Raw genomic sequence first — 14,293 nt, forward strand, 5'->3', positions numbered from 1 at the left:
TACCAAATTGATTAGGAGGGATCTTCATCATATGAGACCACTGCAAATATCAGCGGATACCGCTGTTAAGTTAGCTGCCAAATTAAATGTGCCGCTTGAACAACTCATGCATATGCCACAGCATATTTTGCTGCAAAAAATCGCAGAATTAGCCAAAGAGGAAGCCGCTTCTCCCTCGTCCACTGATCCGGATCACTCGTCATGATTCCTTTCAATAAGTCACTGCCTTACGACATCATCCTGGGCGACGTGTTTGCGCAAAAGTGCCCCTTTTGTGGCATTGATAATGTACTACTCCCTATGAAACCCAGTGAAGTAAAGAGCGTCCAAGAAGGCAAGAAGAAGTTACTCGTATTTCCGTGTTGCAGAAACAAGCTTATTATTCTGGACAGTGACAATGATTATTTATTGACTAACACGATAATCCGTAGATAGTTATGTCAAAGTGGCTACAATGAGACCGTTCTCATCAGAGAACGGTCTCATTGTCATACCCTGGCATGATTGATGAGGCAAAACATTAATTCTGCATTTCCTCCGGCAGTTCGTGCCCACCGTTCATCATTTCTTCACGTAGGAGCTTCCATTGTTCCCGCGACGCTCGAATCATAGCCGCATCTACAATTTTCTTGTCATTAATGACCCGCGAGAACCATTTAACCGCATCATTATAATTACCAATTCGACGGTTCAATTCACCAATCAAATACATAAGCCTGGCATCTGAACCACTAACGCCTTCATTTTCATAAACCCGTATGTAAGACTCCATTGAATATTTCAGGAACCGCTGTTCTTGTTCGTTGTTCTCCTTATAGCGATACAACCAAGCAATATGATGCAGTAGACTTGCAATCATCCGCTCTTTCTCACCAATGGTTTGAGCACACAGCAATCCAAACTTATATGATTCTAGTGCCGCTTCCCAATCACGTTGTCCTCCGTAATCCTTCTTCACAAAACGACTTGCAATGGCATCTTGAAACTTCTTACGTTGAATATCAGATAACCGATCCATTGAGTTTTCCGTAGAAGCAAATCCACAAGCAGGGCAGATTCGTACTACATAAAAGTCAGGATTTTCCCGCTTATAGTAGCTACAAAAGTCAGAATCGTTGCGAATCGCACGTTTGAAACTAGGCCGAACTCTGGAAGTTAAGAATTCATTCTCGCAATATATACATGTTACTTTAATCTTATAAAGAGGCTCTAGTTCTTTTTTTTCTAGTTCCATTTGTCGTTTCCTTTCCATATGCCACAAATGGGCACGTCGATGATGTGCTACTGTGATGTATTTATAACTTCCAAAATAATTGTGCATTCATATCTCATATTATACCATACCAAAAAAAATAAAAGCTCCTAAAGGAGCTTTTACGTATAGATATTTATGACTAATAACTACGCCAATCCTCTTCACCCGAATGGACGAGAGATGCACGAATGACGTATACAAAGACGCATACAAGAACACCTGCAACAAAACTCATAACAAATCACTCCATCCACAATTCATTATATTTTCGAAGTCAATGATCCTTTAGTCATATTCTATCACAAAAGGTTCAAGAAATCAGTCTTTTTTGAAACCGCTTACTTTATTTTTTTGTGCTGTTTGTCCTACTACCTACATACACTTCATTATTGACTTCAAAGTGGAGGGATTAACATGAAGATTAAGCGCTGGGCTTTCTTGCTCTTACTCATTGCCGTTTTGGCTCTGGGAGTGCTTATGTTGTCTTATCCCGATTCCTCTTGGGAAGCGGGCGTACGGGGTCTGGCTATTTGGTGGGACGTGTTGTTTCCATCCCTGTTCCCCTTCTTCGTAATTTCTGAAGTCATGCTTGGGTTTGGTATCGTCCATTTCTTAGGAAAATTGCTTGATCCACTTATGAAACCCTTGTTCCGCATACCTGGCAGTGGTGGCTTTGTAGCCGCTATGGGCTTTGCATCAGGATATCCGGTTAGCGCTAAGCTAGCTACCCAATTGCGCCTACAGAAACTTATTACCCAAGTTGAGGGAGAACGACTTGTCGCATTTACAACCTCATCCGATCCCATTTTTCTGATCGGCGCAGTATCCGTTGGTTTTTTCGGCAATCCGCAATTAGCTGGAATATTAGCCCTTGCACACTACGGAAGTGCAATACTACTCGGGTTAATGATGAGATTTTATGGTACAAAAAGTAATGATAAGGAACATTCCCCCATCGTCTCCGTGGCAAATCATAAGCAGCGATTTAGTATACGGGGGGCGCTTAGTGCTATGCACGAAGCCCGCATGAAAGACGGACGGGGTCTAGGTGAATTACTACAACAAGCCGTGACATCCTCCCTACAACTCATGGCTGTAGTCGGCGGTCTCGTAGTATTCTTCTCTGTTGTTCTCGAAGTATTAACCGCCTCCGGGGTAATGACCACATTGTACTCAGGTGTGAGATCTCTACTCCCTTTCGCGGGTCTTCCACCTGCATTAGCGGAGCCCTTACTCGGCGGACTATTTGAGGTTACACTTGGAGCCAAGGCAGCCGCAGCTCCAGCCTCTGTGCCTCTCATATTTAAAGCTTCGGCTGCGGCCTTCATTCTATCGTGGGGAGGTCTGTCTGTTCATGCCCAGGTAGCCAGCATTTTGAACGGAGCCGATCTCCGATACCTTCCTTTTTTAATAGCTCGCCTACTCCATGCCATTTTGGCCGCCATCTTCGTGTTACTACTCTGGCAACCTGTCATGGGTACTCTTCCGGTACTATCTCCACTATTTTCAATCGAGGGAGTCGTAGGACCTATAGGATGGGGCGGTTTCCCCAGTGCTTTCCTGCTATTCCTTAAAATCATATCCACACTTCTTATTTTGTCTGTTCTAACAGTAATCATTCGCAAGAATCTCATATCAACAAAAACCAAGGGGGGTTACCGAAAATGAACCGTTGTGTTCTGTTTGAGAATTGTTTATGATCTTTACAAAAGGAAAATTAAAGGAGCTTGTCATCTTGAGATATTACGTTCTTGATCGTGGAGATCAACTGTCCGTTGATTTATGCGAGACGTTCCATAGATTGGCACCGGAGTATGGTTTGCAACTTGATGCAGAGTCACCCGATATCGTGATTTCCATCGGAGGAGATGGCACGATGCTTCACGCTTTTCATACGTTTATCGATCGCATTCCTTCCATCGCATTTGTTGGTGTACATACTGGGCATCTAGGTTTCTACGCCGATTGGAAAAGTGATGAGATCCCGGAGCTAGTTCGTCTTATGGGCAATCAAGGCGGGCTAGGGAACTTACAGCCAAGGATTGTACAATACCCACTGATCGAACTAGAAATCGTTAAAAGATCAGGAACATCCTCTATCATTTGCTTGAATGAGTTCACTTTGAAAAGTGTAGATGGAACGGTCATGGCAGAGATAGATATTAATGACCAAATGTTCGAAATGTTTCGGGGTGATGGAATTTGTGTCTCTACTCCATCGGGTAGTACGGCATATAACAAAAGTCTTGGTGGTGCCATCATTCACCCTTCCATCGAAGCTCTACAAATATCAGAAATTGCATCGATTAATAATCGGGTATTCCGTACAATGGGTTCTTCTCTAGTGCTACCAGCCCATCATCATTGCGATATCTACTCTCGCAAAGAACAGAACCTGATGCTTACCATTGATCATGTCAGTATGCCTATCAACGATTTGATTTCGGTTCGTTGCCAAGTTGCCAAACAGAAGGTTAGCTTCGTCCGCTACCGACCCTTCCCTTTCTGGACTCGTGTGCGGAATGCATTCTTGGGGTAAAGAGGTATTGTTCATCTCTATTCCCATCTTAAAGGCGGATGATCTCCGAAGGAGTCATCCGCCTTCCTCTGTGATTTTTTCATTCATGTATCTAGTAAATCTTATTCATAGAAAGGATGGTCATCAAATGATTATCAAAAAATTACGGCATGTTGCTCTTATCTCACTTTTAGCAATTTCTCTGATTGGGCTACCACATACAGCAGGTGCAGCATCAGTAACCACTGTTACTAATTCTATTTCTTCTGATACTACAGAGACGAATGAGTCTTCTGATCTAGCAATTATTCAGGAAGTATTGAATTATTTAAATGCTTACAACATCGAAGGAGTTGAAAGAGAAGACTTTATTGAGAATGCCATAAGAGGCATGGTCTACGCACTCGACGACCCTTACAGCGATTATTACACCAAAGAAGAACTTCAAGATTTCATGAACGGAATGAATCAACAATACGTGGGTATCGGTGTAACGCTACGTTTTACTGATGAAAAGTTATATATCACGGATGTACTCGCAGGGTCTCCGGCTCAAAACGCTGGTCTACGTCAAGGCGATGTTATCGTGAGGGTTGGAAGTCAACCTGTCACTTCAGGTGAAGACATTTTACTAATACAGGGTGAAGAAAATACCGAAGTCGTTATTACCGTCATTCGCAGCGGTAAAGCGTTGACCTTTCCTATCACAAGAGCAAGTTTTGTTCTCCCTTCGGTCACTAGCCACTTTATCGACTCCAGCAAGATCGGCTATATCGCAATTGCTTCATTCTCTGAATCAGCGGATAAGGAATTTGTGACTGCTCTGAATAGTCTTCGTACAGCAGGGATGAGGTCACTGGTTCTCGATTTACGTGACAATCTTGGCGGTTATGTCGATGCGGCCGCGAAAATTGCCAAGCATTTCATCAAAGACGGTATCTTAATGTACACCGCAGATCAAAGCAATCAATTAGAACCTGTCCTAATTAAAGATGGTGAGGATATCGGAATGCCTGTTGTCATACTGACCAATGAGTTAACTGCCAGCGCTTCTGAAATATTAACCGGAGCACTTCGTGATAATGGTGTCGCTACAGTCATTGGAGCACAAACCTATGGTAAGGCCCGCATCCAAAATGTTTTTTCATTATCAAATGGGAGTTCCTTAAAATTAACCGTCGAACACTATTTAACTCCGAAAAAGGAGGACTTTAACCATATTGGGTTGAAACCGGACATTGAAGTTACCAATAACGATGCAGCCCAACTCATTACTGGTTTATATAAAGCAGGACTTCGTCAAATAGAGGTCAGCGGTAGCCGTTCATCCTTAAGTATTAACGGTGTATCTTTCAGTGGGTATATTGATGTGATTCAAAATGGTAGTAAAGTGTATGCCCCATCTCGATTGCTAACTTCGCTGGTACGTGGCAATGTCACCTGGAGTAAAGAGAATCAAAAACTCACAGTGACTGACATTAACGGAGTTAAGGCGGGATTTACCAAAGCTGCTTCCAGTATCAAAATCGTCAATAACGAAACCTATGTTGAACTACACGACTTCCGGAAGAAATTCCCGACAATAAAGTGGGATTATCAACAAGGTGTCTTGAACATCGCTGCCAAATAAATGAACAAAGAACTAGGAAACAAGCTGGTTCCTGTATACAACAGGAATCAGCTTGTTTAGTTTACGTTATGCTCTATTCTCGATGTAATCAATCTATAGCATGATACATTCTCAATAAGTTAAGGAGTGCACATCATCTCCTACCTTACAGTAACTTTAATATTCTCCATGACTTTTTCTAGCCGTTTCAGTACTTCTTCCAAATGGGCCCCCTTGACGATGATCTGCCCTATCCGGTCCGTACCAACCTTAAATTTTGAAATGGTTTCCCCTATTTCATAATCAAAAGATATTTGTATGATATCCTCATGACTCTCGTTCCCATTCTCCAGTTTTACAATCTCACCACTCTTCTCAGCAATTAGTAGTTCGCATGCACAAGGCTGAGAAGTATGCTTATGGAATACAGGGTCCATATGAAGAGCAGCCTTAATCATTTGTTCATAATAATTGAATCCGTAAAAGGTGGATACAAGTTCGGGCAGGCATGTCGCTCCCGCTCTACCTCCGATTTCAAGAACATATACCTTTTGATCTTTTAAGATGAAATCCGCATTTATCGCACAGTTATTTAAACATAACGCCCGGATGCTCTGCTCTATCTGGTTATGAATATCTTCTACCACTTCATGCGATAAATAATATGGTACATAATGACCAATTGGCACCCCCGCATCTCCATAGAACATCGTGTCACCATGTGGCATTATAAATTGAATTTCATTATCATACACGAAAGCTTGCGCACCAAACTCTGTTCCTTCGATAAATTCCTCAGCAATAAAATAATCCAGTTTTGTAACTTTCCTGACTTCTTCAAATGCATAATCTGCTTGTGAAGCATCAGCCACTTTCACAATCCCCCTGCTGGCTCCGCTATCTAACGCTTTAAAGATGAGAGGGGGGGATAATACTTCAAAAGCACGATACGCCTCCTCCTTACTTTCTACCTTAATAAATTTTGACGTTCTTACACCATGATCCATAAAAGCCTTTTTCATTTCCCATTTGTTCGTTGATAGCTGACTAGACTCGTAACTTAGTCCACTCAGCCCAAGTACATCTACTACTTTACCAATCGACTTAACTGCTACATCAGTACCTGTCGTACATATTCCATCAATTTGTTCGATCTGGGCAATTTCTACTATTTTATCCACATCCGTTGTATCTTCATAATAGACCTTGTCAGCCAAAGAAAAACCTGGGTAATTACCCTGACGACTTAATAGAACGACATACAAGCCCATCTCTTTTGCTGTTTTGATTAATGGGACTTGAGAGATTCCAGCACCCAAAATCATCAGCTTTCTCATGGCTTGAACTCTCTTATACGATAAATGATTCGGTCAAGGTCCTCATCCGTTATATTAGGGTGAATAGGAAGGGTAAGAATTCTTTTCCAGATTTCTGAGGAGCGCGGAACTATCGCTTTTAAATGAATGTAGCAAGGATGAAGATGACAAGGATAGTAGTGAACGCCTGTTGCGATGTTATGTTCTTGCAAATGAGTAATCATGCGGTCTCTCAGGTTTTCTTCGTTAAATTTAATTTGAAATAAGTGCCATGAGCTTTTTGCATAAGGCTTTTCCTGTGGCAACTCCATCCACTGTAAGTCCTTCAACTCTGCTTGGTACCGTTCAGCGATTTCCCTGCGTCTTCCGTTCAATTGGTCTAGCTTCTTCAACTGAACGAGGCCAATCGCCGCCTGTAAATCATTCATATGGTATTTGTAACCAACTTGATCAACGAAATACTGCCAAGCGTAAACTTTTTCTTGAGCCGAACGCATCCAAGTATCGCGGGATATACCAACCCACCGTTTCTCGCGCAGCCTTCGGTTCATCCACTCTGCATTACATGTGATCGCTCCGCCTTCACCGCTAGTTAGGTTTTTGACCGCATGAAAACTGAAACAAGTCATTTCACTAATCGATCCGATTCGTCTACCTTTGTATTCAGCGCCGCTAGCATGCGCAGCATCTTCTACCACTTTGATTCCTTTCGATAGAGCAAGTTCATGCACAGCATCCATATCACAAGGATGGCCACCCATATGAACAACAATGATCGCCTTCGTTTTATCCGTAATCTTACTTTCTATGTCTGCTACAGATATATTCATCGAATCTTCTTCAATATCGGCAAACACCGGTGTAGCACCTACATAACTAACGGCGTGGACGGTAGAAATAAAAGTCATTGAAGGTACAATTACCTCGTCCCCCGGTCCTATCCCCAATATTTCCAACGCTAAATGCAGCGCAGCTGTTCCAGAATTAAGCGCAACCGCAAAACGACTACCTGCATATCCGGCAAATTTTTGTTCAAATTGCTCTGTCTTAGGTCCAAGGCCGAGCCAACCTGATCGCAAAACTTCTGTTACCGCATCGATTTCCTCTTGGCCAATACATGGTTGCAGAACAGGTATCAATTTATGCTCCAAGTGAACTTCTCCTTTCATTGCCCCATATAGTTAAGACATAAAGATTTGTGTGCGCCAGCGTTCAGCACAAACGTCCACTTCAAAATTCTCCCTTGCCTTTTTTCCCGCATTCTCTACGATTTTCTTCCGCAGTTCAGGTTGTTCAATTAATTCAACCATTGCCGAATACCAACCATCTACCGTCCGAGAGACAAGAAGACCGGTTTCTTTGTTCTTGACCCAGTCCATGTAAGGCGGAGCTGAGGAATAGATACCCGGTATACTGCAAGCAGCATATTCGCGAAACTTATTATTGCTTTTACAATCGTGCATCAGTGATCGCTCAAGTGGAGCTAAGCCGATATCCCACTTCGATTGGTAAAGCCGTTTCAAAAATGATTTATACTCCTCATTCCGCTGATCAAAAAACACTTGAGGTTTCCCTTTAAGTTCTTCTGGGGCATTTCCGAAAAACTCAATTCTGATTTTGTCTCCATATTTCCTAATAATTTTCATGAGAGCCTTACTAACCGGTTCAAAGGCTACCTGCTTCTTTCCGCCCTCATAACCAATTACAATCTTATCTGCATTCTCTTTTTTCTTTTCCAATCCGGAAAATACGGAAAAATCGACACTTCCCGGGAAATATACTATTTTATTTGGATTAAAATGTGTCTTGAGATGATTGGCAAAAAATCCGGAGGCAACTTTAACAATGTGTACGTTTTTCAGAAACTTGACATACGTTGTTCTTTTGGTCGAATCTTGGTAGTACTTTCCCAATTCAGAAGCAGGTGACAAGGCTAAAAAATGATCGTCGATGACATACACCGTCTTTTTGCCCATCTCACGAGCCATCTCCAGACATTTATACGCTTCGAGATCCACCGTGCGGAAAAAGATAACGATATCCGCTGCAGCAAGCTTTGATAAGGGCACATCCCCATCGGATCTGACTTCAAAGCGACATACTCCAGCTTTCTCCAGATGGCGCAATGGTTGCTCTATGCCGATTTTATAAGATGCGATTTTATCCGTGCCGATGATAAGTACGTTAATATCACCTCTTTTACCCATTGTCCGTTCTCCCCTCCAGCCTACGTATTAAATATGAATCTCTTCCAGTTATCCAAACATGTGTCCAGCGAAAAGTTTTGTCTTGCCGCAGTTTCCGCATTTCCCTTAATGCGATACCGCATCGATGGATTCTCAATCATTTCCTTGATTCCCTCATACCAACCTTCCTCTGTATGCGGAACAAGATATCCTGTTTCCCCCTGAGTGACCCAAGAGGTATACACTGAGGAATCGGAATAAATCCCAGGAATTCGGCATGCCCCGTATTCCCGAAGTTTGTTATTTGTTTTACACATATTGAATGAATTGTTAGCAAGAGGAGCAATTCCGATATCCCAATTACTTTGATTCAGTTTGTGAATGAAGGTTTTATACTCAATACCTCCCTCTTCATGTTTAACGCTCGGATGATCGGCTAATGCAGCGGGAACATAACCTAAAAATTCTAGTCTAACAAACCCACCATAGTAATCGAGAACCTTATTCAGAGCCGGGATTACTGGAGCAAAATCCTCCTCTTTTTCGCCTCCTTCATACCCGATTACAATTTGCTCGTGGTCCCTGTCACGTCTTTTCTGTTGGTCAAGCCAGTCAAAATCCACACTAGCCGGAAAATAAATGACATTTTTATTGTATTTATCACGAATATAGGTAGCGAAATCCGGGGCATCCACTTTAATAATCTGCGCATTTCTCAAAAACTTGATAAATGTCTCCCGTAGTACTGGATCGGAATAATATAGACCAACTGCCGTGGTATGCTTAATCTCTAAAAAATTGTCATCGATTACATATACCGTTCTCTTCTTAAGCTCATGTGCCCACTCGAGGAGCGTATAGGCTGTCGGTTCGACATTGCGTACAAACACTATCGTATTCGCTGCTGCAATCATTTCTTTGCTAACCTCATGTTCTAACTTCACAATGTACTGCAAATTCTCACGTTTACTCAGGGCACTAAAGGGTTGAAGGACACAGATTTCAAGCGATGGAATGATACTTGCTGTGATGACAAGAACATCTACAGCAGGATGTTCAGGTTCGGCGACGGCCACGGTAGTCTCCAGTATTTTTATAGCGTCCGCACGCCATTGTACAAAAGTAGCCGAATGTTCAGGTTCGGCAACGGCCACATTATTTTTTGGTACTTTTATAGCGTTTGCACGCCCTTGTGCAAAACCGTCCGCTTTTCCCCTTTGAAAACCGTCGATACGCCCCTGCTTATTGGCGCTTAGATAAACAATGCGATGCTTCCTAACTTTCCTAGATCTATGTTTTTTTCTCACAGTCACCATGTATCCTCCTTCCTTTATGCTTCCTGATGGCCTGCATTTATTCCCTCGGCATAACCGACGTTAAATCCTTCGTTGTAAGTTTCGTCGAAACCAGTATCATAAGCTTTATTGTAGGATCCTCTGGTAGTTCTTCTAAGACCTTTTCCCCTTATTTCCTTCCCTCTTCTTGTCACTTTTTTAATCGTTTTATAGGCTCCAGTTTTTCTTATCGTCTTTCTACCGCTTATCGTCTTTCCTTTCAAGTTGGACGATGCAATCCGCTTCTTTTTACGTTTAATCATCTATCGCTCCTCCTGAATGAATAATTATAGAAGACTATTACCCCCATTTTATGTAGCGATTGTTTAACTGTAACGGCATTCGTACCTAGGGACTAATATTCCTTAGGGCTGTTTCATCGTCTATTGCATGTCCTTCTTCCACCACATATATTGTATGAGCTGTATTAAAGGAGAGGTGATATGCATTGAACCAGGTTAATCAACCAATGACCAGAGTAAAATGTTATCCGATCATGACATACAATCTATTTATAAGTGGATTTCAAAGATGAATCATCTGAGGTCATCATCAAAGAAGAAAGATGCAGCAATAAGCGCTTTACATTTAAATTATCAAGTGATTGGTTCAGGAAATACTAGGGTTGTATATAATCTTGGCAATGGCCACGTAGTCAAAGTTGCCCTTTCCAAAAAGGGATTGGCTAGCAATCTAACCGAATACCAGCTTTATGACAAATGCTCTCGTAAACTACGAAAATACCTTTGCCCTGTCATAGAATACGGTAATGGATGGATTGTAATGAAAAAAATGCAGCCCATGGTTTCGCTAACGGAAGATGATGAGAAGAAACTATCTCGGTTGAAAAAAAGGTTTAGCAAAGAAGGAGTTAAGCCGCGAGGTCTCAGAAGAAGAAATTTGGCCTTTTCGCCCCATCACAATCGGATTATTGTCATCGATTATGGTAATTTTAAATATAGTAGTAACTGAAAAATAGCTTAATGATCAAAATTGAAAATGGTGATGCAGGAATGACCTCTGCACCACCATTTGTTTTAATTCCCACTATTAATTTTAGATTTATCACCTAATACGAAATTGAGATTTGTAATCATATTCTGATCATCGCCATTAATATAAACCTCTTTGCCAAATACACTTTTGGAAACAGGATATTTCAGATTCTTTATTACGACTTTTTCCAATAGAACACTGTTATCCATCTGACAATTTTCTATCCTACATTCATTACCAATACATACGAAGGGGCCAATTTCAGCATTGATTATTGTACAATTATCCCCAATGATTACCGGTCCCTTAATAATACAATTTTCTAGTATGGTCGGTTTGCCAATCTTGATTTGGTTATTCCACTTCCGATTCATCATCCATTCATTCGCCTCTAGCCAGCGATCCACTGTTCCTACATCAGAGAATAAACTATTTGTAATCGTATACGATATCGATTTGCCATGATCTAATAGCCATTGGATCGCATCCGTTATTTCGTACTCACCTCTAAGAGACATTTGAATGTTATTAATCGCTTCAAAAATTGAGGAATCTAGAAGATACACTCCAATAATAGCTAAATTGCTTTTGGGATTTTTAGGTTTTTCCACTAGACTAATAATTTGTTCTTCTTTTATCTCCACGATACCATAGTCCTGAGGATTAGGGACGGAGGCCAGCATCATACTACCATGGCTATTATTGTTGTTGTAGGTATCAATTAGTACTTTCAAATCCTCCGCTATGAGATTATCACCTAATAGTAAGATAAAAGGTTCTTCGCCCAAAAATTGTTCAGCTTGTTTAACAGCATGGGCAATTCCTTTCTGTTCCGTTTGATAAATGTACTGCACATTCGCTCCATATTTATGTCCATTTCCGACTTGGTCAATAATAACTTGCTGAGACTGATTAATCGCGATACCAATCTCATTTATTCCTTGCTTAGTGAGGCTTTCGATACAATATTCCAAAACAGGCTTATTTACTACAGGTATCATGGATTTAGGTTGTGTATAAGAAAAAGGTTGGAGCCTTGTGCCTTTACCTGCACATAGGATCAGTCCTTTCATGAAGATTGCCTCCTAACATTTCTTTTCTTAAATCAGAGTTCTTATCCACGTTCTTGTCTCATTATGCATATCTCTGTATACGGGATGAAAAAGATACTCGTACGGATTGTTCTGGAGGCATTTCTTAATCTCAGCAGCTGTGAAGTGCGGTCTAAATCGAATCGAACTGGCCGTATTTATCGGGTAAGGCTTGATCCTAGCTCCTAACTTATGAGCTAGGGACACATAAACAATTTCTACTATCCCTTTTGAACGGGTTTGAAGTAGCTTCTGCTTAATCTGGTAGGTCTCACTGATTCTAACTATATTACCTACCAATTGTTTGCTAAAGGTTTGCCCTACATTGAAACAGCAAAGGAGCTCGTCTTGTTTAAATACCGACTTCCATAGGGCCCATTCCTTTTGGAAATTTTGATAGGGAATCCAGTTGTCTGTAGGTACTCGAACCCTAACCCCCATATAATCACTGTTATTCATTTCCTTTTCTATGAATTGTTCAAATCCCTGTTTAGCAAACAAACAATCCGAATCTAAATTGATTAAATAGTCAAATTCATATTTACTATCAATCAGCCATTTCATCACTTCCGACATATAAGTTGAAATCGATGTTGGGTAGACTAACTTTTTGCTGGTAGGACAAACTGGTAGGCCAAGACCTTGACATAGTTCAGGGTCATCTCCCCCGTTATATAAAACAATGGAACTATGTGGACAAAAGTGGCGGATATTATCAACCATATCTTTCAACGCTTCTTTATAGTTATGGACGAGGATGGCAAAGCAAATCTTTTTCATAGTCAGACCCCCTCTCTTGTTTTGAGTTGCATGTACCTCTCGCGATTATTGTATTGATATTCTTCACGGAAGGTTCTAGGTTCAAGTCCTCAATTGACACACCGAGTACACCGTTTATGAAAATAAGGCACCTATTTATACCTAATCTATACATTTGTACTATACCCTTTTATAGGTCCACTAATATGATACACTAACTCGAATTGAAGGAAGTTTAACGTCCATCCGAGCCCAAAAAATATGGTAACTATGAATTTTTGATATCCATAGGCAAAGGAAGTGTTATCGGAGTGAAGATCTTAGTCACTGGAGGCGCTGGATTTATTGGCTCTCATATCGTGGATCAGCTTGTCAAAGAGGGCCATAGGACTATCGTGATCGACAACTTGAGTACAGGAAACAAAGACAATATCCCAAATCAAGTAAAACTTTATAGAACAGATATTCTTTCATTGGAAGCAGAACAGATTTTTGCTCAGGAAAAACCGGACTGCGTCATTCATCATGCAGCACAGATTGATGTTTCACTATCGTTGCAAGACCCCGTACAAGATGCAAGGAATAACATACTGGGAACTTTACGTTTGCTTGCGCTTTGCCAACAACACCAGGTAAGAAAATTCATATACGCTTCGTCTTGTGCTGTATATGGGGAAACGAAGGATTGCAGCATAACGGAAGATTTTGCGATACACCCTATTTCCTTTTACGGACTATCTAAATTCACTCCAGAAGTTTACATTCGCTTGTATTGTGATCTTTACGGACTATCCTATACGATTCTTAGATATGCAAATGTATACGGTCCGAGACAAACATCCAAAGGAGAAAGCGGAGTTATCTCCCTCTTCGCAAGGAAAATGATAGCTGGAAATATCGTTCATATATTCGGAGATGGTCAGCAAACCCGTGATTTTGTATATGTAAAAGATGTTGCCAACGCAAATATTCTGGCACTCACCTCTGGAGACAATCAAGTTATTAACATCGGAACCGACACAAAAACAAGTATGAATGACTTATTTCAAAATATAAGTTACTTAACCCATTACACAAAAGCACCAGAATACTCGCCTAAACGTGCAGGAGACATAAGTTTCAGCAGGTTGGACGCATCTAAAGCGAAACGACTGCTTGGATGGCAGCCCTCCTATTCTCTACAAGCAGGCCTACAAGAAACCATTCATTACATGGGGAGGTTTGGATAA

The 14,293-nt window shown here is 41.2% G+C and carries 15 protein-coding genes; 7 read left to right on the forward strand and 8 right to left on the reverse strand.

The genetic code is table 11. The features are described from left to right. The first annotated feature begins 31 nt into the window (after positions 1 to 31). Together NST85_RS23930 and NST85_RS23935 are read left to right on the forward strand one after the other, a co-directional pair. Positions 32 to 205, forward strand: coding sequence for a YycC family protein (locus tag NST85_RS23930; protein WP_341190598.1), 174 nt, complete (start codon positions 32 to 34; stop codon positions 203 to 205). Next, positions 202 to 435 carry a hypothetical protein gene (locus tag NST85_RS23935; protein ID WP_341190599.1) on the forward strand — a complete coding sequence of 78 codons (234 nt, stop codon included), beginning with the start codon at positions 202 to 204 and terminating at the stop codon, positions 433 to 435. Before NST85_RS23930 ends, NST85_RS23935 begins: the two co-directional genes overlap by 4 nt. A gap of 85 nt (positions 436 to 520) precedes the next feature. Here NST85_RS23935 and NST85_RS23940 read toward each other — a convergent pair whose 3' ends face one another. Further along, positions 521 to 1,252 carry a DUF2225 domain-containing protein gene (locus NST85_RS23940; protein WP_341190600.1) on the reverse strand — a complete coding sequence of 244 codons (732 nt, stop codon included), beginning with the start codon at positions 1,250 to 1,252 and terminating at the stop codon, positions 521 to 523. Positions 1,253 to 1,669: 417 nt separating this feature from the next. Here NST85_RS23940 and ylbJ point away from each other — a divergent pair, with 417 nt between their 5' ends. From ylbJ to NST85_RS23955, 3 genes are all read left to right on the forward strand, one after another. Then, positions 1,670 to 2,923 (forward strand): sporulation integral membrane protein YlbJ, encoded by a 1,254-nt coding sequence (ylbJ, locus tag NST85_RS23945; protein WP_341190601.1) that lies wholly within the window; start codon positions 1,670 to 1,672, stop codon positions 2,921 to 2,923. 67 nt (positions 2,924 to 2,990) lie between these two features. Then, positions 2,991 to 3,794, forward strand: coding sequence for an NAD kinase (locus tag NST85_RS23950; RefSeq protein ID WP_341190602.1), 804 nt, complete (start codon positions 2,991 to 2,993; stop codon positions 3,792 to 3,794). Between the two features lie 127 nt (positions 3,795 to 3,921). Next, positions 3,922 to 5,403 (forward strand): S41 family peptidase, encoded by a 1,482-nt coding sequence (locus NST85_RS23955; protein WP_341190603.1) that lies wholly within the window; start codon positions 3,922 to 3,924, stop codon positions 5,401 to 5,403. A 140-nt stretch (positions 5,404 to 5,543) separates the two neighbouring features. On the opposite strand, the gene NST85_RS23960 is transcribed toward NST85_RS23955, so the two are convergent. Genes NST85_RS23960 through NST85_RS23980 form a run of 5 tightly spaced genes read right to left on the reverse strand, consistent with a single transcriptional unit; the run spans position 5,544 to position 10,481 of the window. Beyond that, the gene (locus tag NST85_RS23960) at positions 5,544 to 6,719 is read right to left on the reverse strand and encodes an ATP-grasp domain-containing protein (RefSeq protein ID WP_341190604.1); all 1,176 of its coding nucleotides are present in this window, start codon (positions 6,717 to 6,719) and stop codon (positions 5,544 to 5,546) included. Continuing rightward, positions 6,716 to 7,849, reverse strand: a complete 1,134-nt coding sequence (locus tag NST85_RS23965; RefSeq protein ID WP_341190605.1) for a DegT/DnrJ/EryC1/StrS family aminotransferase — start codon at positions 7,847 to 7,849, stop codon at positions 6,716 to 6,718. The genes NST85_RS23960 and NST85_RS23965 overlap by 4 nt, the downstream gene beginning before the upstream one ends. A gap of 30 nt (positions 7,850 to 7,879) precedes the next feature. After that, positions 7,880 to 8,905 carry a glycosyltransferase gene (locus tag NST85_RS23970; protein ID WP_341190606.1) on the reverse strand — a complete coding sequence of 342 codons (1,026 nt, stop codon included), beginning with the start codon at positions 8,903 to 8,905 and terminating at the stop codon, positions 7,880 to 7,882. A gap of 20 nt (positions 8,906 to 8,925) precedes the next feature. Continuing rightward, positions 8,926 to 10,200, reverse strand: a complete 1,275-nt coding sequence (locus tag NST85_RS23975; RefSeq protein ID WP_341190607.1) for a glycosyltransferase — start codon at positions 10,198 to 10,200, stop codon at positions 8,926 to 8,928. Positions 10,201 to 10,214: 14 nt separating this feature from the next. Next, positions 10,215 to 10,481, reverse strand: coding sequence for a hypothetical protein (locus NST85_RS23980; protein WP_341190608.1), 267 nt, complete (start codon positions 10,479 to 10,481; stop codon positions 10,215 to 10,217). A 268-nt stretch (positions 10,482 to 10,749) separates the two neighbouring features. Here NST85_RS23980 and NST85_RS23985 point away from each other — a divergent pair, with 268 nt between their 5' ends. Next, entirely contained in the window at positions 10,750 to 11,190 is a 441-nt protein-coding gene (locus NST85_RS23985; RefSeq protein ID WP_341190609.1) for a hypothetical protein, read from the forward strand. 65 nt (positions 11,191 to 11,255) lie between these two features. On the opposite strand, the gene NST85_RS23990 is transcribed toward NST85_RS23985, so the two are convergent. Continuing rightward, a complete protein-coding gene (locus NST85_RS23990) occupies positions 11,256 to 12,287 on the reverse strand; it encodes a glucose-1-phosphate thymidylyltransferase (RefSeq protein WP_341190610.1) in 1,032 nt (343 codons plus the stop codon). A 27-nt stretch (positions 12,288 to 12,314) separates the two neighbouring features. After that, positions 12,315 to 13,085, reverse strand: coding sequence for a hypothetical protein (locus NST85_RS23995; protein ID WP_341190611.1), 771 nt, complete (start codon positions 13,083 to 13,085; stop codon positions 12,315 to 12,317). A 290-nt stretch (positions 13,086 to 13,375) separates the two neighbouring features. Here NST85_RS23995 and NST85_RS24000 point away from each other — a divergent pair, with 290 nt between their 5' ends. Then, complete coding sequence (locus NST85_RS24000; protein ID WP_341190612.1) at positions 13,376 to 14,293, forward strand: NAD-dependent epimerase/dehydratase family protein; 918 nt, start codon at positions 13,376 to 13,378, stop codon at positions 14,291 to 14,293.

Origin of the sequence: Paenibacillus sp. FSL K6-2524, from assembly GCF_038005525.1 — a bacterium.
Taxonomy (GTDB): domain Bacteria; phylum Bacillota; class Bacilli; order Paenibacillales; family Paenibacillaceae; genus Fontibacillus; species Fontibacillus anaericanus.